Source organism: Nocardioides lentus (genome assembly GCF_039529515.1).
GTDB classification, from domain to species: domain Bacteria; phylum Actinomycetota; class Actinomycetes; order Propionibacteriales; family Nocardioidaceae; genus Nocardioides; species Nocardioides lentus.
The window spans coordinates 379333-402789 of the sequence record NZ_BAAAMY010000004.1 but is presented as its reverse complement, the minus strand read 5'-3'; the positions used below and the strand labels follow the sequence as shown (position 1 = coordinate 402789).

Genomic DNA, 23457 nt, shown 5'->3' with positions numbered 1-23457 from the left:
GTCAGTCGGGCAGCAGCCCCGCCACGAAGCGGTCCACGACGGCCTCGACCGACGTCCCGGGGTCGATCGGGACGGTGAGACGGTCGAGCACGAGCCCGTCGACCGCGTAGTGCAGCAGGGCCACCTCCGCCGGGCCGCCGGGGAGCCCCGAGGCCCGCTGGTGGGCCAGGTCCTGGGCGAACCACGTCCCGACGGTGTCCGCGACCAGCTCGGCGACCCACGGCTGGCGGGCGCTCTCGAGGCGCACCTCCCACCAGGCGAGGGTGACGTCGGGATCCGCCAGCAGCCGCCGCACGACGTCGCGCAGGTGCGCGGCGTACGACGCCCGGTCGGGCACGGCCTCCGCGAGCCGCGCCACGACGCGGGGGTCCGGCGCGAGGCGGGCGGCGATGCGCCGCACCACGCCCTCGAGGAGCGCCTGGCGCGTGCGGAAGTAGTTCGAGGTCGTGCCCGGCGCGACGCCGGCCGCGCGGTCGACCGCGCGGTGGGTCAGCCCGCGCGCGCCCTGCCGGGCGAGCACGGTCACGGCCGCGTCACCCAGCGCGGATCGCCGGTCGTCGTTGCGGGCCACGGGCGCACGATACCGGCAACCACGACGTCTGTAGTACGTTGCCGCCGACCACTACGGACGTAGTACATCGGAGGACCTGTGCGACAGCTGACCTACCTCGTGGCCACCTCGCTCGACGGGCGCATCGCCGCTCCCGACGGCGACGTCACGGCGTTCCCCACCGACGGGGACCACGTCGACGCGCTGGTGCGCGAGCACCCCGACACCATCCCGGCGTTCGCCCACGCCGCGCTGGGGGCCCAGGCCACCGGGGCGGAGTTCGACACCGTCCTGATGGGCTGGTCGACGTACGCCGCGGGGTTCGCCGTCACCCGCGACCCCTACCCGCACGCCCGCCAGGTCGTGTTCTCCCGACGCCGTGCGCCGGACGACGCCGCACCGGGCGTCGAGGTCACCGCCGAGGACCCGGTGGCGGTCGTCCGCCGGCTGAAGCAGGAGCCGGGGACCGGGATCTGGCTGTGCGGCGGCGGGCGGCTCGCGGGGGCGCTGGCCGACGAGGTCGACCGGCTGGTCCTCAAGATCAACCCGGTGCTGCTGAGCGACGGGGTGCCGCTGCTCGCCGGCCCCGCGACGACCCGTCGGTTCGTGCACGAGACCACCACGACCCACGACTCGGGGGTCGTCGTGGCGACCTACCGGCGTGACAGGGTGGGGTGATGCTCGACGACCTCGGCGCCGACGTGCCCGCCGGCCCGCGCCGTCGCGTCGTGTCGCTCGTGCCGTCGCTGACCGAGGCGCTCGCACCGACGGGGCTCCTCGTGGGGGCGACGGACTGGTGCACCCACCCGGGCGATCTCGAGGCCCGCGGCGTCCGCCGGGTCCGCGGCACCAAGAACCCCGACCTGGCGGCGGTCCGGGCGCTCGAGCCGGACCTCGTCGTGGCCAACAAGGAGGAGAACCGCGAGCTCGACGTGCGCCGGCTGCGCGACGCCGGCGTGGCCGTGTGGGTCACCGACATCGAGACCGTCCCGCAGGCCGTCGACGCGATGGCGCGACTCTTCGGCGAGGCGCTCGGCCTCGACGAGCCGGACTGGCTGGGCGAGGCGCGCACGCTCTGGTGCGGCGAGACGCCGCCCGCGGACCGCCGCGTCGTGGTGCCGGTGTGGCGCGACCCGTGGATGGTCGTGGGGCCCCGCACCTTCACCTCCGACCTGCTGCGCCGGCTCGGGGCGGCCAACGCGGTCGCCGACGGTCCCGACCGCTACCCGACGCTGGACCTCGCCGCGGTCGACGACCTCGGCGCCGACGCGGTGCTGCTGCCGGACGAGCCCTACCTCTTCACCGCCGAGGACGGCCCGGAGGCCTTCACGCGCACCCCGACCGAGCTGGTGTCGGGACGGCTGCTGACCTGGTACGGCCCGTCGCTGGTCGAGGCCCACCGCTCGCTGGACCGCTGAGGGCCGCTCAGGGCCGCTGGGGGCCGCTGGGGGCCACCGACCGCCGGCGGCGCCGTCTCACCAGCGGGGCTGGACCTGGGTGGGGACGGGGCGGGCGTCGTCGCGGGCCAGCAGGTACGCCGCGAGGCCGCCGCCGATGGCGCCGAACAGGTGGGCCTGCCAGGAGATCCCGGGCTGGCCCGGGAAGACGCCCCACAGCGCCCCGCCGTACAGCAGCAGCACGAGGACGCCGACCGCGATCTGACCGACCCGGCGGGAGAACACGCCGCGCAGCAGCAGGTAGACCAGCCAGCCGAAGACCAGCACGGACGCCCCGAGGTGGAGGGTGTTGAAGCCGCCGGTGAGCCAGGTGCCGAGCCCGCCGACGATCCAGACGATCGCGGTCACCGCGAGCCAGCGCGCGACCCCCGACAGCAGGATCAGGAAGCCGAGGACGAGCAGCGGGACCGTGTTGGCCACGAGGTGGCCGATGCCGCCGTGCAGCAGCGGGGCGAAGACGATGCCGGCCAGGCCGGCGCCGGTGTCGAGGGGGCGGATGCCGTAGCCGTCGAGCCCGCCGCGGAAGAGGACCTGGTCGAGGACCTCGAGCACCCACAGCACGCCGACGAACCCGGCGGACCAGACCAGGGCAGTCACCCAGGTGTCGCGTCCCGGGCCGTGGGTCGGGAGGCGGTTGCTCATGGCCTCAACGGTAGCCAGCGGTCCCGAAGCGAGGCTTCTCGTTGGCCAGGAAGGCGCGGACCCCCTCGGCGAAGTCGTCGCCGCCGTAGACCTCGGCGAGCCGTCGCTCGTCGTCGGCGGGCGGGCCCTCGAGGGTGTCGACGCGGGCCAGGAGCTGCTCCTTGGTCGCGCGCAGCGTGGCCGGCGAGGCGGCCAGGACCCCGGCCACGAGGTCGTCGACGGCGGCGTCCAGCCCGGCCGGGTCGACCACGTCGAGCAGGGCCCCGACCGCGTGGGCGCGCTCGGCGTCGACGAGACGTGACGCGAGCAGCATCTGGCGGGTCACGGACTCCCCGAAGACCGCGGCGCAGCGGTAGAGCACGGCGGCCGGGAGCACGTTGCCGAGGGTGCGGGCGATGGGGTAGCCGAAGCGGGAGCCGGTGGTGGCGACCCGGAGGTCGCAGTGGGTGGCGACGGCGAGCCCGCCGCCGACGCAGACGCCCTCGATCGCGGCGACGGTGACCTGCGGCAGCTCCAGCAGCCCCCGCAGCAGCGCCCGGATGCCGGCCTCGTGGGCGGTCGGGTCGGCGTCGGGCCCGGCGAAGTCCCGGATCTCGTTGCCCGCCGCGAACGCCCGCCCGCCCGCGCCGCGCAGGACCACGACCCGCGCCGTCGTGTCGTCGCGGAGCTCGCCGACCAGGTCGGCGAGGTCCGCGTACATCTGCGTCGTGAACGCGTTGTGGCGCTCGGGACGGTCGAAGAGGACCCGGACGACGGCGCCGTCGCGGTCCACGCGGACGCTCACGGCCGCCGCTCGCGGTCGCGACGGACGGCGTAGCGGGCGAGCAGGGTGCCGTCCTCCTCGAGCAGCTGGGTGAGCTCGAGGTGCTCGTCGAGGTCCTCGCCGCCGACGACGCGCCCCGCGTCGCCGCCGAGCAGCCGGGGCACGGTGGTCAGGCACAGCTCGTCGACGACCCCGGCGGCGAGGAGGCTGCCGAGCAGCGAGGGCCCGCCCTCGACCATGACCGAGGTCCAGCCGCGGTCGGTGAGCATCGCGCGCAGGCGGGTGGGCTCGGCGTCGTCACCGGTCGCGAGGACCACCCGGCCGGGCTCGGCGTCGCGCAGGCCGTCGGGCACCTCGCCGCGCCGGGAGACCACGACGAGGGGCACGTCGGCGGGCCCGTAGCCCTCGGCGCGCGCCGTGCCGGCCCCGACCACGACGGCGTCGGCGGCCGCACGCATGGCGGCGAAGACGCGACCGTCGGCGTCGTCGTTGATGGAGCCGCTCAGCCCGTCGGGGCCGCTGGCGGCACCGTCGGTGGTGGCGACCATCGACGCGCGCCACCAGGGCCGCACCGGGGGCGCGTAGAGCGCGGCCAGCGTGTCGTCGTCGACGTCCGCCCGCCTCGCGGGGTCGAGCCCCTCGGGACCGATCAGGACCTGCACGTCCACCTCACCACCCAGTAGGCCACCCCGAACGGGTCGCCCTCGTAGTCCACCTCGGCGCTCACCGACCGAGTCCCGACCAGCGCGCCGAGCGCCCGCAGCGCCGGGGTCCCCGCGGCGAGCAGCTCGACGCCCAGGTCTGTGTCCAGGTCGGCCAGCGTCGCCGCGTCCCCGGCCGCGAGCGCCCGGCCGGTGCGCTCGTCGTAGGGGTGGGCACGCCCGTCCAGGTGCCCCGGGGCCTTCTCCGTACGTCGAGCCGACCCGTCGGCGACCACCAGCAGCGCGTCGGGCGGAGCCGCGGGCGCTCCGGGGTCGGGAGGCACCCCGGCCTCCCCCGGCACCCCGACGGCACGCACGGCGCCGGTCCACCCGGCCGCCGCGAGGAGCGACACGCCGACCCGGGCGCCGAGGGCGTCGGCGAGGACCACCACCTCGGACGGCCCGGGAGCCAGCAGCCAGCGGCACGCCTCGACGGCGGCGGCCCGCACCTCGGGCAGGGGGTCCTGCCGGCCGGCGTACGACGGGAGCAGCGCGGGCGGCGAGGGCACCACGGCGATCCGCGGCGCGGCGGCGTCGGCGCTCACGCGAGCCCCCGGATCAGGCGGGCGGGGCGGCGGCGGCCGGCGATCGAGCCCACCATGTCGACGGTCTGCCGGGTCGGCACGACGTCGTGGACCCGGAAGATCCGCGCGCCCGCGAGCGCGCACACCGCGGTCGCCGCGAGCGTGCCGGTGAGCCGGTCGGTCAGCGGCACGTCGAGGGTCTCGCCGACGAAGTCCTTGTGGGACAGCGAGACCAGCACCGGCCAGCCGGTGGCGGTCATCTCCCCCAGCCGGCGGGTCACCTCGAGGGAGTGCAGGGTGTTCTTGCCGAAGTCGTGGGCGGGGTCGATGACCACCGACGCCGGGTCGACGCCGGCGGCGACGGCGCGCTCGGCGTAGGCGAGGGTGTCGCGCAGCACGTCGGCGACGACGTCGTCGTACTCCACCCGGTGCGGCCGGGTCCGCGGCGTCTGGCCGCCGGTGTGGGTGCAGATGATCGCCGCGCCGTGGGCGGCGGCGACGTCGACCAGCGCCGGGTCGGCGCCGCCCCAGGCGTCGTTGAGCACGTCCGCACCGGCCTCGCAGACCGCCCGGGCGACCGGGGCGCGCCAGGTGTCGACGGAGATCACCAGGTCGGGGAAGGCCGAGCGGACGCGCTCGACGAACCCGACGACCCGGCGGCACTCCTCCTCGGCGTCGATCACCTCGCCGGGGGCGGCCTTGACCCCGCCGATGTCGACGATCTCGGCGCCCTCCTCGACGACCTGCACGACGCGGTCGAAGGCACGGTCCTCGGCCCAGGTCGCGCCGCGGTCGTAGAAGGAGTCGGGCGTGCGGTTGACGATGGCCATCATCAGCGTCGCGTCGTCGTCGAAGCGGTGGCGGCCCAGCCGGAGGGTCACGACGCGCGCTCCGGGGCGCGCACGGCGGCCGCGGGCGGGCGCTCGTCCAGGGGCACGGCGCGCTCGACCGGCTGCGGGTCGCCGGCGGCGTCGCGCGTGAACTGGCGCAGGCACACCTCCGCCGGCAGCGGGCCGTGGGCACGGCGCGCGAGCACCGCCGCCATCACCTGGGTCGCCATCGGGCCGAGGTCAGCGAGGCCGTGGTGGGTGTGGGCGCGCAGGCCGAGGTCGACCTGCGCGACGGCGTCCAGCCCGGCGGCGCGCACCGTGTCGAGCAGCACGGCGACGTCGACGCCGTACCCGGACGGCACGGACAGGGAGGCGAGGTGGTCGGCCCGGACGGCCCACTCCCCCGCCAGCGGCTGCACGACGTCGGCGAGCTCGGGGGCCAGCAGGGTCAGCAGCGGACGGGCGACGAGCTCGGTGACGCGACCGCCGTGCGCCTCGCCGGCGGTCGGGCTGCCGTCGCGGAGCGGCCGGTCGTAGAAGCCCTTGACCAGCGCGACGGTGTCGTCGGCCAGCAGCGGCGCCAGCAGGGCGGGCACTAGGTCGGGCGCCGACTCGGTGAGGTCGGCGTCGACGAACACCAGGACGTCGGCGTCGACCGCGAGCTGCGCCTTCCAGATCGCCTCGCCCTTGCCGGGCCGCCCGCCGAGGTCGGGGCGCACGTCGCGCACCCGGTGCACCGTGGCCCCGGCGGCACGGGCGACGGCGCCGGTGTCGTCGACGGAGTCGGAGTCCATGACCACGACCTCGTCGACGAGCGGCACGGCCTCGAGCCAGGCCCGTCGTACGCCGGTCACGACGGCGCCGACGGTGGCCGCCTCGTCGCGGGCGGGCAGCACCACCGCGACGCGGCGACCACCCTTGGCCGCCAGGACGGCGGCGGGGTCGACGGCGCCGCGACGGTGGGTACGACTGGAGAACCAGTCGCCGCCCGCCGCGGCGGCCGTCCCGCTCCTGAGCCCGCTCATGACGGGGAGCCTACGGAGCGCCCTCAGGGGGCGACCGTCGCCCGCTCGTCGGCGGGCCGGTCCGCCGCCCGGGTCGCGTCGCCGTCGGTCCGCTCGGTCCCGGTGGGGGTCCCGGTGGGGTCCCCGGCGGGGGTCCCGGCGGGGGTCTCGGCGGGCCGACGGACGAACGGGACGAGCGCGACGAGGACCAGCGCGATGCAGCCGGCCACCATGAACGCGGTGGACACGCCCTCGGCGATGCCCTCCCGGGACTCCACGCCGCCCGGGGACGCGGTGGCCACGACGGTCATCACCGTGACGAACAGCGCGGTGCCGGCGGCGCCGGCCACCTGCTGGAGGGTGCTCAGGATCGCGCTGCCGTGGGAGTAGAGCGGCTGCGGGACGGAGCCGAGCGCGACGGTCATCAGCGGCGTCATCAGAGTGGCGATCCCGACGCTGAGCAGCACGAACGCCGCCGCGAGGGTGCCGAAGCCGGTGTCGACCGAGACGGTCGAGAGCAGCCACAGGGCCCCGGTGACCAGCAGCGAGCCCGGTACCAGCAGCACGCGGGGACCGCGGGCGTCGTAGATGCGGCCGACGACGGGGCCGAGCGCGCCCATGAGCAGGCCGCCGGGCAGGGTCAGCAGGCCGGTGGTCAGCGGGTCCATGGCGAGGGCCTGCTGGGCGAAGTAGGGGACGAGGATGAAGGTGCCGAGCATCGTCAGCATCGCGATCAGCGTCGCACCCAGCGCGAGCGGGAAGCCGCGGGCCGCGAACACCCGCAGGTCGAGCAGGGCTCGGTCCTCGCGCTGCAGGGCGAGCTGGCGCACCACGAAGGCGACCAGGGCCGCGACGCCGACCACGAACGGCAGCCACACCGGCACGGCGTGCCCGCCCTCGGCGGACTCGCCGATGCTGGACAGCCCGTAGACCAGGGCGCCGAAGCCGACGACGGCGAGCGGGACGGACAGCAGGTCGATGCGGGTGCGACGGGACTCCGCGATCGGCACGACGTAACGGGCGCCCAGTGCGGTGACGAGCAGCGCGATCGGGAGCATGGAGCCGAAGATCCAGCGCCAGCCGAGGGTGTCGAGGACCAGCCCGGAGACCGTGGGCCCGAGGGCCGGGGCGACGGCGATGACGACGGTGATGTTGCCCATCATCTGGCCGCGGCGGGCGACCGGGACGACCTCCATCACGGTGGTCATCAGCAGCGGCACCATGATCGCGGTGCCGGAGGCCTGGATGATGCGGGCGACGAGCAGCACCGAGAAGACGGGCGCCAGGGCGGCCAGGAGCGTGCCGGCGGCGAACAGTCCCATCGCGACGAGGAACAGCACCCGCGTCGGGACCCGCTGGATCAGGAACCCCGTCAGGGGGATCACCGAGCCCATCGTGAGCAGGAACGCGGTGGTCAGCCACTGCCCGGTCGCGGCGCCGACGCCGAAGGAGCTCTGGAGCACGGGGAGCGCGACGCTCATCGTGGTCTCGTTGAGGATCACCACGAATGTGCCGACGAGGAGGCTCGCGAGCAGGAGGACCTGCTCACGGGTCAGGCGCGGCGCGTCCTCGACGGAGGTGGTCGCAGACATTCAGGGTCCTTCGCGGGTCGACGGTGCCGGGTGCTGCCGGCCTCCACGTGCTCGACCGACCTGCCCCCGACAACTCATCGCCCCCGCGCCCCATTCCCCCGAGTCGGCCCGGATGCGCACCAGGACGTCGCCGAGTCGGCCCGGATGCGCACGTCGAGGACCCGCGCGGGCCGACCCGGCCCGCTCAGACGTCGGTGACGCGGACCCCGGCGTGGGCCTTGTAGCGCCGGTTGACCGCGATGAGGTTGGCGGTGAGGGCCTCGACCTGGCCGGCGTTGCGGAGGCGACCGGCGTACACCCCGCGCAGGCCCGGTACGGCGTCGGCCAGGGCGCGGACGAGGTCGGTGGCCGCGCGGTCGTCGCCGAGCACGAGGACGTCGGTGTCGAGCGAGGCGACCTCGGTGTCCTCGAGCAGCACCGCCGAGAGGTGGTGGAAGGCCGCGGTGACGGTGGACCCCGGCAGCAGCTCGGCGGCCTGCTGGGCGGCGGAGCCCTCCTCGACCCGGAGGGCGTAGGGGCCCTGCTTGTCGAACCCGAGGGGGTTCACGCAGTCCACGACGACCTTGCCGGCGAGCTGGTCGGCGAGGTCGCGCAGCAGGTCGGCGTGGCCGTCCCACGGGCAGGCAACGACGACGACGTCGGCGGCGCGCGCCGCGTCGGCGTTGGCCGCGCCGGTGACGGAGCCGCCCCACGAGGCCTGCACGTCGGCGGCGACCGACGCGGCGCGCGCGGCCTCGCGGCTGCCGAGGACGACGGGGATGCCGGCGGCGGCGAAGCGGCCCGCGAGGCCACGACCCTGCGGTCCGGTGCCCCCCAGGACGGCGACGGTGTGGGCGGTGACGTCCGGGGCGTCCCCGGAGTCGGGACCGGAGCCGGTCGAGCCGGTGTCGGTGCTCATGCGGAGACCTCCTTGAGGGCCGCGACGTCGGCGACCCTGCCCTCGTGGGTGCGGGACAGCGGGGTGGCGTTGAGGGCGTGGACGCCGCTGGCCGCGAACGCCGCGACGCGCTCGGCGACGTGGCTGCGGGACCCGATCAGCATCACGCCGTGCAGCAGCGCGTCGGGCACGGCGGCGACGGCCTCGGCCTTCCGACCGCCGAGGAAGAGGTCCTGGACGGTGTCGGCCTCCTCGCCGAAGCCGAACCGGGTGGCGAGGTCGTGGTAGAAGTTCTTGCCGCGCGCGCCCATGCCCCCGACGTACAGGGCGATGTGGCTGCGGGCGCGCTCCTCGGCGGCGGCGATCTCGTCGGGGTCCTCGGACACGCAGACCATGGTGTCGGCGACGACCTGCAGCGGGTCCATGTCGGCCGGGCGGCGGGCGTTGCCCTCCGCGAGCGCCTCGCCGAAGGCCTCGGCGGCGCCCTCGGGGTGGTAGAAGATCGGCTCCCAGCCCTCGGCGACCTCGGCGGCGAGGGCGACGTTCTTGGGGCCGAGCGCGGCCAGGACGATCGGGATCCGGTCGCGCACCGGGTGGTTGATGAGCTTCAGCGGCTTGCCGAGCCCGCTGCCGCCGTCCTCGGGGCGCAGGGGGACGTCGAAGTGGTCGCCGTGGAAGTCCAGCGCCTCGCGGCGCCACACGCGCCGGCAGATCTCGACGACCTCGCGGGTGCGACCGAGCGGCTGCTTGTAGGGCACGCCGTGGAAGCCCTCGACGACCTGCGGGCCGGACGCGCCGAGACCGAGGACGAACCGCCCGTCCGAGACGTGGTCGAGCCCGGCGGCGGTCATCGCGATCAGGGCGGGGCTGCGCGAGTAGACGTTGAGGATGCTCGCCGACAGCTCGACCCGCTCGGTGCGCGCGGCGAGGTAGCCGAGCTGGCTCACCGAGTCGTACGAGTACGCCTCCGGCAGCATCACGAGGTCGAGCCCGACGTCCTCGAACTCGGTCAGCCGGTCCGCGGTCTCGCGGAACCCCCCGGCATAGCTCAGCGGCATCCCGATCTTCACGCGCGTCCTCCTCGACGTAGGTGTCCTGACCGTATCCGGTCTGCTACTCGTCGGTAACCGCGGACCGGAGGTCGGCGCCCGGGGGCGCCGATCGTCCACGAACGGCATCATCGCGGCCCGCCACAGCACCGTTTGTCCACAATCGGCGTGGTCGGACCACGGGCATCCCTAGGATCGACCCATGACAGGAGCCCCGGGGACCCAGGGCTCGACGCCACGGACGGTACGACGGGGGCCCCAGCTCGCGGCCTGGGGGTTCCTGGGCGGCTGCGTCGTGGTGTCGGCGGTGGCGATGCTCTCCCCGCTGGGCCCGGACGCGCGGGCGACCGCGTCGACGCTGGGGCTGCTGCTGGTGGCGCTGAGCGGCGCGGTGTGGGCGGTGCTCGCCTCGCGGCGCTCCACCGGGCTGCGGCGCACGGGCTGGGCGCTGATCGCCACCGCGGGCACGTTCGCGATGCTCGGCAACCTGCTGGCCGGCCAGTCCGGCGGCACGGTGGTGCCGCAGGAGTACAGCTTCGTCAGCGACCTGATCGTCGCCGCGTCGCTGGCGATGGTGCTGCTGGGCGCCGTGTTCCTGCCCCAGCACCGCTGGCAGGGCCGCGAGCTCGTGACCCTCCTGCTCGACGGCGTGCTGATCGTCGCCGCGGTCCTCGTCATCGCCACCTCCCTGGTCTTCAGCGACCTGCTCGCCACCGCCGAGGGCGTCCTGGACCGCACCACGACGCTCGTCATCCCCGTCCTCGACGTGCTGCTGGTGACGGTCGCGGGGGTCCTCTACCTGCGCTCGCGCGGCTCGGACCGCTGGGTCATGGCCCTGATCGCGGGCGGCTCGGCGCTCTACGCCCTCGCCGACCTCCACTACGCCCTGACGCTGTCGCAGGGCACCTACACGCTCGGCACCTGGCCCGACCTCGGGTGGATCGCCGGGTACGCCGCGATCAGCGCGGCCGCCGTCCTCGAGCCGGGCCGCACCCCGGACCCCGGACCGGTCCCCCGCGCCCCCGGGTCCGACGCCGCCGGCTCGGTCGCGATCTTCTCCACCCTGCTCCTCGCGGGCCTGGTGCAGGTGCTGGTGCCCGTCGACAGCAGCGTCCGCACGGCGCAGGCGGTGCTGTGGTCGGTGCTGATCGCCGTCGCGGCGGTCCGCCAGGTCGCGCTCAGCCGGGAGAACGAGGCCCTCCGTGTCGGCCTCGAGCGCCGGGTGGCCGAGCAGACCGCGGACCTGCGCCGTCTGGTCCACCAGACCCGGGTGCTCGTCGACAGCGTCGGCGACGGCATCTACGGCGTCGACCACCAGGGGCGGGTCACCTTCATGAACCGCTCGGGCCAGGCCCTCCTGGGTCTCGAGGACCTCGGCTCGATCGAGGGCCGTCACGCCCACGACGCCTTCCACGCCCCCCGGCCCGACGGCGTGCCCTACCCTCGCGCGGGCTGCTACGTCACCGAGGCCATCGAGCACGGCGGCCTCGCGGTCGGCGAGGAGGACTCCTACGTGCGCGTCGACGGCTCCTTGCTGGCCGTCGAGATCACCGCCAGTCCCCTGTCGGTCGACGGGCAGGAGGCCGACGGGCAGGGGGACGACGACCGTGGCGCGGTCGTGGTCTTCCGCGACGCCACCGCACGCCGCGAGATGGAGCGCATCAAGGAGGAGTTCCTCTCGGTGGTCAGCCACGAGCTCCGCACCCCGCTCACCTCGATCCGCGGCAGCCTCGGGCTGCTGTCCGGTGGCGCGCTCGGCGAGCTGCCGCCGGCGGCGGCCAAGATCGCCCGACTCGCCGAGGAGAGCTCCCAGCGGCTCGCACGGATGATCAACGACATGCTCGACCTCGAGCGGCTCGGCACCGGCCAGGTCGTCCTCGAGCTCGAGGAGGTCGCCAGCGACGAGCTGGTCACCACCGTCGTCGCCGAGCTGTCCGGGCTGTCGCGGATGCACGGCATCGGCCTCGTGATCGAGGCCGCCGAGGGCGTCGCGGTCGTCGACGGCGACCGGTTCGTGCAGGTGATGACCAACCTGATCGGCAACGCCATGAAGTTCTCGGCCCCCGGCGACCGCGTCGTCGTCGCGGCGCGTCACCGGCCCGAGCGCGACGAGATCCGCTTCGAGGTCCGCGACACCGGGCGCGGCATCCCCACCGCCCAGCTCGACCGGATCTTCGAGCGGTTCCACCAGGTCGACTCCTCCGACAGCCGCCAGAAGGGCGGCACGGGGCTGGGCCTGGCCATCAGCCGCGAGCTGGTGGAGAGGATGGGGGGTCGCATCTGGGCCGAGAGCGTGGTCGGCCGGGGCACCAGCTTCTTCTTCACCCTCCCTGCCGGCCGCACCTCCACCACTGCCGGGTCCGCTGCCGGGTCCCCCGGCACGTCCAGCACCAGCCCCACCCCCAGCACGACCCCCAGCACGACCTCCCCCACCCCCGACAGCACCACGAGGAGCTGACCGCGTGCCTCCCGCCGCGACCGGTGTCGCCGCCGGCCTCATCCACGTGCGCGCCGCCCGCGGGACCGGCCGTACGCCGCTCTCCGCGTTCGACGCCGCCCTGCACGCCGCCGGCGTCGCCGACCACAACCTGATCACCCTGTCGTCGGTCGTCCCCCCGGGCGTCCGGGTGGAGGTCGTCGACGACGCCCCTCCGCTGGGCTCCGTGCACGGCGACCGTCTGTACGCCGTGCTGTCGGTCGCGCACGCCGAGCTGCGCGGCCAGTCCGCCTGGGCCGGCCTGGGCTGGGTCAACGACCCCGACGTGGGCGGACTGTTCGTCGAGCACCACAGCGGCGCCGAGGAGTCCGTCCGCGAGCTGATCGACCTCACCCTCGACGACATGTGCCGCCGCCGCGGCCGCGACTTCGGTGCGGTCCAGCAGGCCGTCGTCGGCGTGCACTGCGACGACCTGCCCGCCTGCGCGCTCGTCGTCGCGACGTACGCCGTCCAGCCCTGGGAGCGCGCATGAGCACCGACCCCCGCACCGACGTCCCCGTCACCGGACCCGTCGAGGGCGAGCTCGCCGGCACCTACCGCGGCTGGCGCGTGGAGATCCGCCGCAGCCTCGACGCCGACGTGCGCGACGAGCTGCACGCGCTCTACGAGCGTGCGTTCGGCCCGCTGCGCACGCTGGCCGCGGCCCGTCACGTGCTCACCCGCGCCGAGTTCGACGAGGAGATGACCGCCCCGACGGTCGACAAGTACGTCGCGCTGACCGCGGACGGCACGGTCGCCGGGCTGAGCACCTTCACCAACGACCTCTCGACCGTGCCGTGGATCAGCCCCGAGTACTACGCCCACCGCTACCCCGGCCCCGCCGCCCGCGGCGCGGTCTACTACCTCGGCATCACCCTCACCGACCCCGCGCACCGTCGTACGGGGGCCTTCGAGGCCGTGCAGGAGGCCGTCAAGGCGCGGCTGATCGCGGAGGACGCGGTCTGCGTGTGGGACATGTGCGCGGCCAACGTGGAGGCCGGTTTCGCCGACGCCATCTCCCGCTTCGTGGGCGACCGGGCCGTCGTGGCCCCTACGGTGGTGGACACCCAGCACTACTTCGCCGCAGACTTCGACAGGACCACGCCGGGAGGCACACCATGACGGTCTTCGCGCTGGTCGTCGACGACGACGACGACATCCGCTACCTGACCGGGGTCAGCCTCGAGGCGACCGCCGGCTGGGAGGTCGTCACGGCCGCGTCGGGCGCGGAGGCCCTCAGCGAGGCGCTGGCCCGCACCCCCGACGTGGTGCTGCTCGACCTAATGATGCCGGAGATGGACGGGCTCGCGACCGTGGAGCGGATGCGCGCCGAGCCGACCCTGGTCGACGTGCCGGTCATCCTGTTCACCGCGAAGGCCTCCGTCGGCGACGACGCCCCCTGGGAGGGCGCCGACATCTCGGGCGTCCTGGGCAAGCCGTACGACCCGATGCAGCTGGCCGGCAACGTGCGCGGCCTGCTCGGCTGGGGTCCAGAGCGCTGACGCGCGACCCGGTCCCCCGGCCGGGGGCTCACGGGTAGCCGAGGACCTCCTCGCGCCTCTCGCCCCACGCCAGGGCGGAGGCGATCGCGTCGTCGAGGCTGAGCTCGGTGCGCCAGTCGAGCAGGCGCGCGGACGCGTCGACGTTGGCGAAGGCGCCGACCGCGTCGCCGGGCCGCGGGGGCGCCTCGGTGACGGGCACGGTCGCGCCGAAGACCCGCTCGAACGCCGCGACGAGCTCGCGGACGGTGACACCGTCGCCGGTGCCGACGTTGATCACGGTGCTCGGGGCGTCAACGGCGGCGAGCACGTCGTCGAAGCGCTCGACGGCCCGCACGTGCGCGCGGGCGAGGTCCCAGACGTGGACGTAGTCGCGGATGCCGGTGCCGTCCCGGGTCGGGTGCTCGGTCCCGGTGATCGTGAAGGAGTCCTTCTGCCCGCGCGCGGCCATGACGAGCTGCCCGAGCACGTGGGAGGGCTCCCTGGCGTAGATCCCGGACTCCAGGTCGGGGTCGGAGCCGATGGGGTTGAAGTAGCGCAGGATGACCGCGCGCAGGTCGGTGGCCGCGGCCATGTCCTGCAGCGCCATCTCCATCATCAGCTTGGTCCTCGCGTACGGCGAGCCGGGCGCCAGCGGGTCCGCCTCGGTGACCTCGAAGGCGTCCTTGAGGGCGTACAGCGACGCCGAGGAGCTGAACAGCACCCGGGGCAGCCCGAGCGCGGTCAGCTCGTCGAACAGCTCGAGCGACTTCGCGACGTTGTCGCGGTAGTACTCGTAGGGCTGCTGCACCGACTCCGGGACCACGATCCGCGCGGCCATGTGGATCGTGGCCTCGAGGTCGGGGTGCTCCTCGGCGATCCGGCGCAGCAGCGCACGGTCGGCGACGTCGCCCTCGTAGAAGGCACGGTCCTTCACGAAGACACGCGGGCCGGTGAGCAGGGAGTCGAGGACGACCGGGACGTGCCCGGCCTCCTCGAGCGCCTTGCAGGTGGTCGAACCGATGTAGCCGGCGCCGCCGGTGACGAGGACCTTCATGGCCGCCACCCTAGGAGAGGGACGACCTCAGTCGCCGGGCCACTCGCCGGTCCACCGCTGGAAGAGGCGGGCGCCCCCGCGCTGGATGGCGGCCTTCACGAGGAAGTAGATCGCCCCCTGCACGACGGCGGCGGCGAGGACCTCCTTGGTCGAGTACTCCGACTCCAGCGGTCCCGGCGGGTCGCCCTCGGAGCCGGCGCGGATCCGGCCCCACACGAGCTGGAAGATCTTGCCGGCGAGCAGGCCGCCGGCCATGGACGTGATGGTCCCCCAGGGGCGGTACAGCACCTTGGCGGACGTGCTGGCGGTCTCCTCGACTGGCATGGTGGCGATCCTCTCACTGGGGCGAAGACGCGTCGTGCGCCCCGCGGCTGCGCCGCAGCGCGCGGCCCCGCTCGACGTCCTTCTCCTCCTTGGCGTCCGCCTTGTCGGAGGCGCGGGTGTCGCGGGCGGGCAGCTGCAGCGTCCGCTCCGCCGCGATCCCGGCCTGCAGCTCGCGGCCCCGCTCGAGCTCGGCGTCCAGCTCGGCGCCGAAGAGCAGCGCGAGGTTGGTGATCCACAGCCAGAGCAGGAACACGATGACGCCGGCCAGGGCACCGTACGTGGCGTTGTAGGAGCCGAAGTTGGCGACGTAGAAGCCGAACGCCGCGGACGCGAGGACCCACACGACGATCGCGAATCCGGCGCCGACGCTGATCCAGCGGAACGCCGGCTGCTGCACGTTGGGCGTGGCCCAGTAGAGGATCGCGACGATCACCATCACCACGACCAGCAGCACCGGCCACTTCGCGATGCTCCACACCGTCACCGCGGTCGAGCCCAGCCCGACGGCGTCGCCGACGGCCTCGGCGGCCGGTCCGGTGAGGACGAGCGCGAGCAGCACCAGCGCGGCGAGCACGACGGCGACCAGGGTCACCAGGATCATCGCGGGCCGCAGCTTCCAGACCGGCCGGCCCTCGCGGACCTCGTAGACGCGGTTCATGGCGCGCCCGAAGGAGCCGACGTAGCCGGACGCCGAGAACAGCGCGGTCGCGAGGCCGACGACGAGCGCGATGCCGCCGCCCTGGCTGCTGCTCAGCTCGAGCAGGGTGGGCTCGAGGGTGTCGGCGACCGATCCCGCGCCGACCTGGCGCAGGATCTGGGTGATCGTGTCCACCGTCTGCTGGCCCTGCCCGGCGAGGCTGACCAGGCTCAGCAGCGCGATCATCGCGGGGAACAGCGCCAGCACCGCGTAGTAGGTGAGCGCCGCGGCGAGGTCGGTGCACTGGTCCTTCGAGAACTCCCGCGCCACCCGGCGGACGACGTTGGTCCAGCCGGGCCTCGTCAGGTCGGTGGGCGAGTCGGGCTTGGCGTCGTCCTCGGCCGCCGGCGGTGCGTCACCGGCGGTGCGGGTCCCGCCGCGGGTCCCGCTGCCGGCCTCGGTGCGCGTGCCGCCGGCCCGGCCGGTGTCGCGTCCGCGGGTGGCGGTCGAGGGGTCTGCCTCCGCGCGGCGCCGGTGGTACGCCGCCTCGAGCTCGGCGTGGCTGCGGCGCGCGCGGGGGCTCACGCCGACCGCCGGCTCCAGGCGAGCAGGACCCAGCCGACCAGGGCCGCAGCGGCGAGACCGGCGGCGGCCGCGACCGCGACCGAGGGGCGGCCGTCGTCGTCGGTGGCGAGGTCGACGACCTGGCTGCGGGCGTCGGTGACCCGCTCGCGGGCCTGCCCCTTGACGTCGAGCTTGTGGCTCAGGGCGTCGACGGTCTCCCCCAGCCGCCGGCGCTGCTCGGCCAGCTCGGCCTCGAGCTGCTCGGGGGTGGGCTGGGGCTGGTTCTGGTCACCGCTCATGGCTGCGTGCCTCCTGGACGGCCGCGACGTCGGCCTTCACGTTGTCGATCGTGGTCTGGGGCGCGGCCGGGGTGGCCTCGGTGACCTGCTTCCTTCCGACGAGCGCGACCGCACCGGCGACCGCGAACAGCACGACGGTCACGATCAGCGCGGCCAGCCACAGGTCGAGCACGAGCGCCAGGGCGGCGATGGCGGTCGCGACGAGCGCGCCCCCGCCGTACAGGGCCAGGACGCCGGCGGCTCCGAACAGGCCCGCGCCGATCCCGGCGTGCTTGGCCTTGGCGGTCATCTCGACCTTGGCGAGCTGCATCTCGCTGCGCACGAGGTCGGAGGTCTGCTGCGCCAGGCGCGAGAGCAGCTCGCCCGTGGTGGCGTCGGCGGGGTCGCCCGACGGGGTGGGGCGGGTGGTCATGGGGTCTCCTCGGCTGATGTCACGGTGACGCCGCCGTACCCGGGACACGTGGGTCGATGCACGACCGGCCCGCGGCGCTCAGTCCGCCAACCCAGCCCCGACGGCGGTCTCGACGCCGCGCGCTCGCCAGGGCTCGCGAGCTGCTCGACCACCGGGGGTCGAGCTGCGACACCGGAGGTCGAGGCGCGACGAGCGCCAGCGAGGAGCCACGAGACCCCGCGACCGCCGGAGGTCGAGGCGCGACGAGCGCCAGCGAGGAGCCACGAGACCCCGCGACGCTCAGGACGAGGCGGGCTGCTCCTCGTGACGACCGAAGTCGTCGTCGAGCCGGACGATGTCGTCCTCCCCGGTGTAACCGCCGTGCTGGACCTCGATGATCACGAGCTCCTGGCTGTGGAGGTTGGCGATGCGGTGGGCGGCGCCGCACTCGACGTCGACGGACTCCCCCGGCCCGGCGACGACGGTCTCGCCGTCGATCGTGCACGTGGCCATCCCGAAGATGACGACCCAGTGCTCCGAGCGGTGCTTGTGGGTCTGGTACGACAGCCGGGAGCCGGGGTGCACGTGGATGCGCTTGACCTTGTAGCCGTGACCGTCGTCGATCACGTGCCAGGAGCCCCAGGGGCGCTCGGCGGAGTCGTTCGGCATCCAGGCTCCTTCTCAGCGGTTTCGGCTTGGAGCGTACGGGACCCCGACGTGCGACGGACCGGTGACGGCCTCAGCCGTCACCGGTCCGCGCATCGTGGACTCAGAGGTGCGTGGTCACCCCGCGCTCGCTGAGCGCGGCGATCGCCTCGCGCACGAGCGGTGCAGGTCCGGAGGAGGGAAGTCCCTCGGCCTCGCGCACCGTGATCGGCGGGACCGGCACGTGCGACACCAGCGGGTGGGCCGGGCGGTGGTCGATCGGCTCGTCGGAGCCGAACAGGTCCTCGTGCATCTTCTCGCCCGGGCGCAGCCCGGTGAACTCGATCTCGATGACCTTGCTCCCCGACGACGCGATCATCTGGCGGGCCACGTCGACGATCTTGATCGGCTCGCCCATGTCGAGCACCAGCGCCTCGCCCGGCGACCCGATCGCCGCGGCCTGCACGACCAGCTCGCAGGCCTCCTCCACCGTCATGAAGAAGCGGGTCACGTCGGGGTCGGTCACCGTCACCGGCCCGCCGACGGCGATCTGGCGGGCGAAGGCGGTGAGCACGGAGCCACGGCTGCCGAGCACGTTGCCGAACCGCACCGACAGGTAGGTGCCGGACGCCGTCCGACCGCGCTCGGCCGTGAGCCGCTCGCCGAGCCGCTTCGACCAGCCGAGCACGCTGCACGGGTCGGCGGCCTTGTCGGTGGAGATGTTGACGAACTTGTCGACGCCGACGGCCTCGCACGCGTCCAGCACGTTGCGGGTGCCCCAGACGTTGGTCTTGACCGCCTCGGCCGGGTACTGCTCGAGCATCGGCAGGTGCTTGAGCGCGGCCGCGTGGAAGACGACCTCGGGTCGGCGCTCGTTCATGATGCGGTGCAGCGCGACGGTGTCGCGGATGTCGCAGAGGATCACGTCGCCCGAGTCGAGCAGCGCCCGGTCGTGCAGGCTGAGCTGCACGGCGTGCAGCGCGGACTCGTCGCGGTCGAGCATCATCAGCTCGGCCGGGTCGTACTGCTGGATCCGGCGGCAGAGCTCGGAGCCGATGGAGCCGCCGGCCCCGGTGACCAGCACCCGGCGACCCGTCAGGTAGCCGGCGATGGCGCCGAGGTCGGTGTCGAGCTGGCTGCGGCCCAAATAGTCGGTGAGGTCGATGTCGCGGATGTCGCGGATGTCGACCTTCTCGCTCAGCAGCTGCGAGGTCGACGGGACGACCTTGATCTCGAGCCCGGCGTCGACGCGACGCGCCTCGAGCCGCAGCCGGTCGATCAGCTCCGAGGGCGCGCTCGGGATCGCGATGACCACGGCCGAGGCCCCCGTCTCGCGCAGGACCCGGCCGAGGTCGTCCGTCGTGCCGCGGACCGGCACGCCCCGCAGTCGCAGGTAGCGCTTGCGGGGGTCGTCGTCGAGGAGCGCCACCGGTGCCCACGTGGAGTCGGGGTCGCGCTGCATGGAGCGCAGGAGCTCGGTGGCGGCCTCACCGGCGCCGACCACGACCGTCGTCACGACGTCGTCGGGTCGGGGCCGCTCGGAGGCCTGCGAGGCCTGCCGCCAGGCGACCCGAGCGCCGGCCATGACGAGGAGCGCGCTCACGGCGCCCAGCGCAGGCAGCGAGCGCGGGACGTAGATCGGCACCAGGTTGACCACGAAGAGCACGAAGCCCACGCCGAGAGTCACCCCCGACAGCAGGAGCATGTCCTCGACGCTCGCGTTGCGGGTGCGGCCCTGGTGCATCCGGAGGCCGGACCCCAGGGCGAGGTGGAGGCCGCCCGCGGCCAGCGCAGCCACCGCGACGTTCGCCCAGGGGACGGACTGGGTGTCGGCGTAGCGGAGCAGAGCGACGAACGCGAAGGCCAGGAGCCACGCGGCGACGTCGACCAACGCCATCAGTACGGTGCGGTGCGTCCGGAGTGTCCGGACGAGTGCCGCCTGTCGTTGCTGCATGCTGATGACCCCCATGATCGTCGGCTGCGGGCCCTATCCAGCGCCCACGACGCTCGATTAGATCAACATCCCCTCTCCCTTGCCAGTCGGGAGAACAGACGTTGTCCGAACCTTGTGGTTTCAACCGTCGACTCCGTGAGCGCCGTACGGCGAGAAGGGCCGTCCTCCGCTTGAGCGGGTTAGGGTGACCGCGGCATTCGACGCTCATGGGACGGACGACAGGCGTGGAACTCAAGGACTACTGGCTCACGATCCGCCGACGTTGGAAGACGATCGTGGCCGTGCTGGTCGTGGCCGTGGCCGTGGCCGGCGCGCTCACCTGGCAGGCGACGCCCCAGTACGCGTCCTCAGCGCGTCTCTTCGTGACCACGGCACCGTCCGACACCTCGGCGGCCTATCAGGGCGAGCTCTTCGCGTCCCAGCGGGTGACGTCGTACGCCGAGGTGGTCACCGGCCGCACCCTGGCCGAGCGGGTCGCCGACGCCATGGGCGAGGGCCTCACGGCCGACGACCTCATCGGCAAGGTGCAGGCGACCGTGGTGCCCGAGACGGTGATCCTCGAGATCACGGCCACCGACCCCGACCCGCTCCTGGCCCGCGACATCGCGCAGGCGTACGCCGAGGGCCTCAGCGACTACGTCGAGGACGTCGAGACGGTCGGGACCGCCGACCCACTGATCAGCGCCAGCGTGTCCGACGACGCCCAGGTCTCCGACACCCCGGTCTCCCCCCAGCCTGTGCGCAACCTCGGTCTGGCCGTGGTGCTGGGTCTGCTGATCGGCGTCGCCCTGGCGGTGGCGCGGGAGCTGCTGGACACCTCGGTGAAGACCCCGGCCGACGTCGCCGCGGTCACCGACGCCCCGCTGCTGGCCTCGATCCAGGTGGACACCTCCGCCGCCGATCGGGACGCGGCCGAGGTGCTGGACGACATCACCCCCTGGGCCGAGGCCTTCCGGGTGCTGCGCACCAACATGCAGTACGTCCAGGTCGACAGCGACACCAAGACCTTCGTGGTCACCAGCTCGGTGCCGGCCGAGGGCAAGTCGACGATCGCGGTCAACCAGGCGGTCACCCTGGCCCTCGCCGGCCAGCGGGTCGTGCTGGTCGACTGCGACCTGCGCCGGCCGCAGGTCGCCACGCGCCTCGGGCTCGACGACGCCGTGGGGACGACCACGGTCCTGATCGGCCGCGTGCCGCTCGGGGACGCGCTCCAGCGCTACGGCTCCTCCGGCCTCCAGGTGCTGACCAGCGGCCCGATCCCACCGAACCCGTCCGAGCTGCTGCAGTCCCAGGCGATGTCGGACCTGCTCACCGACCTGCGGGCGCGCTTCGACGTCGTCATCATCGACGCCCCGCCGCTGCTCCCCGTGACCGACGCCGCACTGCTCGCGCCCCAGACCGACGGCGCGGTCGTGGTCGTCCGTCACGGCAAGACCTCGCGTGACCAGCTCGACCACGCCATCGACCGCCTCGAGGCGGTGGAGGCGTCCGTGGCCGGGGTGGTCGTCAACCTGATGCCCGCCCGACGCGCCGCCAAGGGGTACGGCTACGGGTACGGCTACGGGTACGGCTACGCGCCGAAGGAGCAGGCACCTCCGCCGCGGTCCACGCGGTCGAAGCGCTCCAAGGCGAGGCGCGCCAAGGGCGGCGCCGCCAAGCACACCCGCGGCAAGGGCGCGGGGAACGCACCCGGGGAGCCCGAACGGGCCGAGGCCCCGGCGACGTACACCGACACACGCGCCTGAGGAGCCTCGTCAGCGGCGCGTGACGCTCCGCAGGGCCGGACGCACGTCGACGAGGTAGACGAACGCCGCAACGGTGAAGATCAGGTTGAAGATGCCGATCACGCCCCCGCCGAGCAGGCCGAGCAGCTGGAAGACCAGCCCGATGCCGAGGATCGCGAGCCAGGCCGGCTTCGTGAGCTTGTCGGCCGCCGTGAAGGCGTCGGCGGGGAACGTCAGCGCGGTCACGAAGGCGAACGCCTTGACGGCCAGCAGCACGACGGTGACGGCGAGCATGATGCCGCCCTGCACGACGAACACGTTGAGGTCCACGCCCCCCAGCGTAGGGGGCCGTACGCACGACGCCGGCCCGCCGTCCGGGTGGACGACGGGCCGGTGTCGTGGTGCGTCTACGACCGGGGCCGCAGGATGGCGAGGGTCAGTCGCCGACCTTGGCGGCAGCCTCGGAGGCGGCCTTGGTCGCGCTCTCGACCGTCTTGCGGGCCGAGGTCTGCGTGGCCTTGGCGCTGCTGGTGGCAGGCGACTTGGTCGCCGTGTCGGCCGTCTTCTTGGCCGCGGTCTTCGCGGTGTTGGCGGTCTTCGTGGCGCCGCCCTTGGCGGTCGACTTGGTGGAGGTGGCCGCCCTCTTGGCGGTGGTCCGGGTCGACTTGGCCGCGGTCTTGGCGGTCTTCGCGGTCTCCTCAGCCCCCTGCTCGGCGACCTTCTCGACCTTGTCCGCGGTCTTCTTGGCCTGCGTGCGGGTGGTCTTGGCCTTGGCCTTGGTCGTCCTGGCGTTGCGGACCGTGTCCTGCGTGGACTCCTGGCGGCGCACGCGGGTGACGAGGGACTCGCCGCGCTTGGCGAGGTCGACGTACACGTCGGTGGCGGCCTCGACGTTGCCGACCACGAAGTCGCTGATGCGGGTGGGGATCGAGCGGACCTCGTCCTGCAGCTCGGAGATCCGCTTCTCCGCGGCCTCCTGGGTCTCCTCGGCGGCCTTGCCGAAGGCCTCGACGCGCTCGTTGACGCGACGGGTCGCCTGCTCGCGCAGCTCGGCGGCGTCGAGGTCCTCGAGACGCTTCTGCGCGCGGTTGGCTCGGGCCTGCGCGTCGCTGACGAGCCCGCGCACGGCCTCGACGGCGAAGTCGGTCACGCCGACGCCCACGTAGAGCGGACGGGTGAGGACGATGCGGTGGGTGTTCTCGAGCTTGGTCTTGGTGGCCATGCTGCTCACTCCTTCATTCAGGTGGTCGATGGTCGCGAGGGGAGGGTCAGGACGCGGTCGTGTGGGAGTCGCCGTGGCCGACGTGGGTCGGCTGGTTGGTCGCCACGAACGAGGCGTACACGTCCAGCAGCGACTGCTTCTGCCGCTCGGTGAGGGCCGTGTCGCCGAGGATGGCGAGCTCCACGGAGCCGCCCACGCCGTCGGCGGGCCTGACGATCCCGGCCCGGACGTAGAGCTGCTCGGCGCTGATCCTCAAGGCCTTCGCCAGCTGCTGCAGGACCTCCGCCGACGGACGGCGCAGGCCCCGCTCGATCTGGCTCAGGTAGGGGTTGGACACCCCGGCCTGGTCAGCCAGCTGACGCAGGGACAGCTCGGCCGAGACCCGCTGCTCCTTGAGGTAGTCGCCGAGGTTCTCGACGGTCTTGCCTACCTTTCCCTTCGCCATGCCTCCAGTGTGCTAGCAACGGCTAGCGCTTGCAAGGAGACAGCACGTGAACTGGCCCACAGTCGGCGATATCTCCCGCCAGCAGCGCGATCTTGACTGCTAGCAGGGCTAGCAGAAGAGCCCTGTCGCTGTCAGATGACAGCACGGACGGCGCCGACCGGTCGGCCGGCTCCGCGCAGCACCAGCTCGCCGGTGGCCCGCACCTCGGCCCCGTCGACGCCCGGCTCGGCGTCGACCCCGGAGCGCACCAGC

General features: G+C 73.9%; 27 protein-coding genes. 7 read left to right on the top strand and 20 right to left on the bottom strand.

Annotation, left to right across the window (positions count from 1 at the left end):
* Position 1: 1 nt before the first annotated feature.
* The gene (locus ABD158_RS08675; protein WP_344006163.1) at positions 2-571 is read right to left on the bottom strand and encodes a TetR/AcrR family transcriptional regulator; all 570 of its coding nucleotides are present in this window, start codon (positions 569-571) and stop codon (positions 2-4) included.
* Between the two features lie 78 nt (positions 572-649).
* Between ABD158_RS08675 and ABD158_RS08670 the strand changes: the two genes are divergently transcribed.
* Positions 650-1228, top strand: a complete 579-nt coding sequence (locus ABD158_RS08670) for a dihydrofolate reductase family protein (protein WP_344006162.1) — start codon at positions 650-652, stop codon at positions 1226-1228.
* The gene (locus ABD158_RS08665; protein ID WP_344006160.1) at positions 1228-1968 is read left to right on the top strand and encodes a helical backbone metal receptor; all 741 of its coding nucleotides are present in this window, start codon (positions 1228-1230) and stop codon (positions 1966-1968) included. Before ABD158_RS08670 ends, ABD158_RS08665 begins: the two co-directional genes overlap by 1 nt.
* A 57-nt stretch (positions 1969-2025) precedes the next feature.
* Here ABD158_RS08665 and ABD158_RS08660 read toward each other — a convergent pair whose 3' ends face one another.
* From ABD158_RS08660 to ABD158_RS08620, 9 genes are all read right to left on the bottom strand, one after another.
* Positions 2026-2649, bottom strand: coding sequence for a rhomboid family intramembrane serine protease (locus tag ABD158_RS08660; RefSeq protein WP_344006157.1), 624 nt, complete (start codon positions 2647-2649; stop codon positions 2026-2028).
* Between the two features lie 4 nt (positions 2650-2653).
* Positions 2654-3433, bottom strand: a complete 780-nt coding sequence (locus ABD158_RS08655; RefSeq protein ID WP_344006155.1) for an enoyl-CoA hydratase-related protein — start codon at positions 3431-3433, stop codon at positions 2654-2656.
* Positions 3430-4080 carry a dihydrofolate reductase family protein gene (locus tag ABD158_RS08650; RefSeq protein WP_344006153.1) on the bottom strand — a complete coding sequence of 217 codons (651 nt, stop codon included), beginning with the start codon at positions 4078-4080 and terminating at the stop codon, positions 3430-3432. Before ABD158_RS08650 ends, ABD158_RS08655 begins: the two co-directional genes overlap by 4 nt.
* Positions 4062-4658, bottom strand: a complete 597-nt coding sequence (locus ABD158_RS08645; protein ID WP_344006151.1) for a class III extradiol ring-cleavage dioxygenase family protein — start codon at positions 4656-4658, stop codon at positions 4062-4064. The genes ABD158_RS08650 and ABD158_RS08645 overlap by 19 nt, the downstream gene beginning before the upstream one ends.
* Positions 4655-5518: a dihydropteroate synthase gene (gene folP, locus ABD158_RS08640; protein WP_344006149.1), complete on the bottom strand. Its 864-nt coding sequence runs from the start codon at positions 5516-5518 to the stop codon at positions 4655-4657. Before folP ends, ABD158_RS08645 begins: the two co-directional genes overlap by 4 nt.
* Complete coding sequence (locus ABD158_RS08635; protein WP_344006147.1) at positions 5515-6492, bottom strand: glucosyl-3-phosphoglycerate synthase; 978 nt, start codon at positions 6490-6492, stop codon at positions 5515-5517. The genes folP and ABD158_RS08635 overlap by 4 nt, the downstream gene beginning before the upstream one ends.
* A 23-nt stretch (positions 6493-6515) precedes the next feature.
* On the bottom strand, positions 6516-8063 hold the full coding sequence (locus tag ABD158_RS08630) for a DHA2 family efflux MFS transporter permease subunit (RefSeq protein WP_344006146.1): 1548 nt from the start codon (positions 8061-8063) through the stop codon (positions 6516-6518).
* Between the two features lie 184 nt (positions 8064-8247).
* The gene (gene npdG / locus ABD158_RS08625; RefSeq protein WP_344006144.1) at positions 8248-8961 is read right to left on the bottom strand and encodes an NADPH-dependent F420 reductase; all 714 of its coding nucleotides are present in this window, start codon (positions 8959-8961) and stop codon (positions 8248-8250) included.
* On the bottom strand, positions 8958-10010 hold the full coding sequence (locus tag ABD158_RS08620) for an LLM class F420-dependent oxidoreductase (RefSeq protein ID WP_344006142.1): 1053 nt from the start codon (positions 10008-10010) through the stop codon (positions 8958-8960). The genes npdG and ABD158_RS08620 overlap by 4 nt, the downstream gene beginning before the upstream one ends.
* A gap of 181 nt (positions 10011-10191) precedes the next feature.
* Here ABD158_RS08620 and ABD158_RS08615 point away from each other — a divergent pair, with 181 nt between their 5' ends.
* The 4 genes from ABD158_RS08615 to ABD158_RS08600 are packed head-to-tail and all read left to right on the top strand — an operon-like array spanning position 10192 to position 13967.
* The gene (locus ABD158_RS08615) at positions 10192-12447 is read left to right on the top strand and encodes a PAS domain-containing sensor histidine kinase (RefSeq protein ID WP_344006140.1); all 2256 of its coding nucleotides are present in this window, start codon (positions 10192-10194) and stop codon (positions 12445-12447) included.
* Positions 12448-12451: 4 nt separating this feature from the next.
* A complete protein-coding gene (locus ABD158_RS08610) occupies positions 12452-12958 on the top strand; it encodes a pyruvoyl-dependent arginine decarboxylase (RefSeq protein ID WP_344006138.1) in 507 nt (168 codons plus the stop codon).
* Entirely contained in the window at positions 12955-13587 is a 633-nt protein-coding gene (locus ABD158_RS08605; protein ID WP_344006135.1) for a hypothetical protein, read from the top strand. Before ABD158_RS08610 ends, ABD158_RS08605 begins: the two co-directional genes overlap by 4 nt.
* Positions 13584-13967, top strand: coding sequence for a response regulator (locus ABD158_RS08600; protein WP_344006133.1), 384 nt, complete (start codon positions 13584-13586; stop codon positions 13965-13967). Before ABD158_RS08605 ends, ABD158_RS08600 begins: the two co-directional genes overlap by 4 nt.
* Before the next feature lie 28 nt (positions 13968-13995).
* On the opposite strand, the gene galE is transcribed toward ABD158_RS08600, so the two are convergent.
* From galE to ABD158_RS08565, 7 genes are all read right to left on the bottom strand, one after another.
* Positions 13996-15000, bottom strand: coding sequence for a UDP-glucose 4-epimerase GalE (gene galE / locus ABD158_RS08595; RefSeq protein ID WP_344006130.1), 1005 nt, complete (start codon positions 14998-15000; stop codon positions 13996-13998).
* Positions 15001-15027: 27 nt separating this feature from the next.
* Positions 15028-15324: a DUF4235 domain-containing protein gene (locus tag ABD158_RS08590; RefSeq protein WP_344006128.1), complete on the bottom strand. Its 297-nt coding sequence runs from the start codon at positions 15322-15324 to the stop codon at positions 15028-15030.
* Between the two features lie 13 nt (positions 15325-15337).
* Positions 15338-16546: a YihY/virulence factor BrkB family protein gene (locus tag ABD158_RS08585; protein WP_344006126.1), complete on the bottom strand. Its 1209-nt coding sequence runs from the start codon at positions 16544-16546 to the stop codon at positions 15338-15340.
* Positions 16543-16824 (bottom strand): DUF3618 domain-containing protein, encoded by a 282-nt coding sequence (locus tag ABD158_RS08580; RefSeq protein WP_344006124.1) that lies wholly within the window; start codon positions 16822-16824, stop codon positions 16543-16545. The genes ABD158_RS08585 and ABD158_RS08580 overlap by 4 nt, the downstream gene beginning before the upstream one ends.
* Positions 16814-17236, bottom strand: a complete 423-nt coding sequence (locus tag ABD158_RS08575) for a phage holin family protein (RefSeq protein ID WP_344006122.1) — start codon at positions 17234-17236, stop codon at positions 16814-16816. Before ABD158_RS08575 ends, ABD158_RS08580 begins: the two co-directional genes overlap by 11 nt.
* 279 nt (positions 17237-17515) lie before the next feature.
* Positions 17516-17884: a phosphomannose isomerase type II C-terminal cupin domain gene (locus ABD158_RS08570; protein WP_344006120.1), complete on the bottom strand. Its 369-nt coding sequence runs from the start codon at positions 17882-17884 to the stop codon at positions 17516-17518.
* A 100-nt stretch (positions 17885-17984) separates the two neighbouring features.
* On the bottom strand, positions 17985-19757 hold the full coding sequence (locus tag ABD158_RS08565; RefSeq protein WP_344006118.1) for a polysaccharide biosynthesis protein: 1773 nt from the start codon (positions 19755-19757) through the stop codon (positions 17985-17987).
* A gap of 281 nt (positions 19758-20038) precedes the next feature.
* Between ABD158_RS08565 and ABD158_RS08560 the strand changes: the two genes are divergently transcribed.
* Positions 20039-21559 carry a tyrosine-protein kinase domain-containing protein gene (locus ABD158_RS08560; protein WP_344006116.1) on the top strand — a complete coding sequence of 507 codons (1521 nt, stop codon included), beginning with the start codon at positions 20039-20041 and terminating at the stop codon, positions 21557-21559.
* 9 nt (positions 21560-21568) lie between these two features.
* On the opposite strand, the gene ABD158_RS08555 is transcribed toward ABD158_RS08560, so the two are convergent.
* The 3 genes from ABD158_RS08555 to ABD158_RS08545 all read right to left on the bottom strand — a co-directional run bounded on the left by ABD158_RS08555 (position 21569) and on the right by ABD158_RS08545 (position 23205).
* Positions 21569-21868 carry a DUF2516 family protein gene (locus ABD158_RS08555; protein ID WP_344006114.1) on the bottom strand — a complete coding sequence of 100 codons (300 nt, stop codon included), beginning with the start codon at positions 21866-21868 and terminating at the stop codon, positions 21569-21571.
* A 106-nt stretch (positions 21869-21974) separates the two neighbouring features.
* Positions 21975-22760 (bottom strand): hypothetical protein, encoded by a 786-nt coding sequence (locus ABD158_RS08550; protein WP_344006112.1) that lies wholly within the window; start codon positions 22758-22760, stop codon positions 21975-21977.
* Between the two features lie 46 nt (positions 22761-22806).
* Positions 22807-23205: a helix-turn-helix domain-containing protein gene (locus ABD158_RS08545; protein WP_344006110.1), complete on the bottom strand. Its 399-nt coding sequence runs from the start codon at positions 23203-23205 to the stop codon at positions 22807-22809.
* Positions 23206-23457 lie beyond the last annotated feature (252 nt).

Bases quoted from the DNA above. Each gene is read 5' to 3' on its own strand.
- ABD158_RS08635 (WP_344006147.1), bottom strand. From the start codon at position 6,492: ATGAGCGGGCTCAGGAGCGGGACGGCCGCCGCGGCGGGCGGCGACTGG.
- ABD158_RS08660 (WP_344006157.1), bottom strand. From the start codon at position 2,649: ATGAGCAACCGCCTCCCGACCCACGGCCCGGGACGCGACACCTGGGTG.
- ABD158_RS08600 (WP_344006133.1), top strand. From the start codon at position 13,584: ATGACGGTCTTCGCGCTGGTCGTCGACGACGACGACGACATCCGCTAC.
- ABD158_RS08605 (WP_344006135.1), top strand. From the start codon at position 12,955: ATGAGCACCGACCCCCGCACCGACGTCCCCGTCACCGGACCCGTCGAG.
- ABD158_RS08565 (WP_344006118.1), bottom strand. From the start codon at position 19,757: ATGGCGTTGGTCGACGTCGCCGCGTGGCTCCTGGCCTTCGCGTTCGTC.
- ABD158_RS08550 (WP_344006112.1), bottom strand. From the start codon at position 22,760: ATGGCCACCAAGACCAAGCTCGAGAACACCCACCGCATCGTCCTCACC.
- galE (WP_344006130.1), bottom strand. From the start codon at position 15,000: ATGAAGGTCCTCGTCACCGGCGGCGCCGGCTACATCGGTTCGACCACC.
- ABD158_RS08590 (WP_344006128.1), bottom strand. From the start codon at position 15,324: ATGCCAGTCGAGGAGACCGCCAGCACGTCCGCCAAGGTGCTGTACCGC.
- ABD158_RS08580 (WP_344006124.1), bottom strand. From the start codon at position 16,824: ATGAGCGGTGACCAGAACCAGCCCCAGCCCACCCCCGAGCAGCTCGAG.
- ABD158_RS08665 (WP_344006160.1), top strand. From the start codon at position 1,228: ATGCTCGACGACCTCGGCGCCGACGTGCCCGCCGGCCCGCGCCGTCGC.
- ABD158_RS08545 (WP_344006110.1), bottom strand. From the start codon at position 23,205: ATGGCGAAGGGAAAGGTAGGCAAGACCGTCGAGAACCTCGGCGACTAC.
- ABD158_RS08575 (WP_344006122.1), bottom strand. From the start codon at position 17,236: ATGACCACCCGCCCCACCCCGTCGGGCGACCCCGCCGACGCCACCACG.
- ABD158_RS08615 (WP_344006140.1), top strand. From the start codon at position 10,192: ATGACAGGAGCCCCGGGGACCCAGGGCTCGACGCCACGGACGGTACGA.
- ABD158_RS08630 (WP_344006146.1), bottom strand. From the start codon at position 8,063: ATGTCTGCGACCACCTCCGTCGAGGACGCGCCGCGCCTGACCCGTGAG.
- ABD158_RS08570 (WP_344006120.1), bottom strand. From the start codon at position 17,884: ATGCCGAACGACTCCGCCGAGCGCCCCTGGGGCTCCTGGCACGTGATC.
- npdG (WP_344006144.1), bottom strand. From the start codon at position 8,961: ATGAGCACCGACACCGGCTCGACCGGCTCCGGTCCCGACTCCGGGGAC.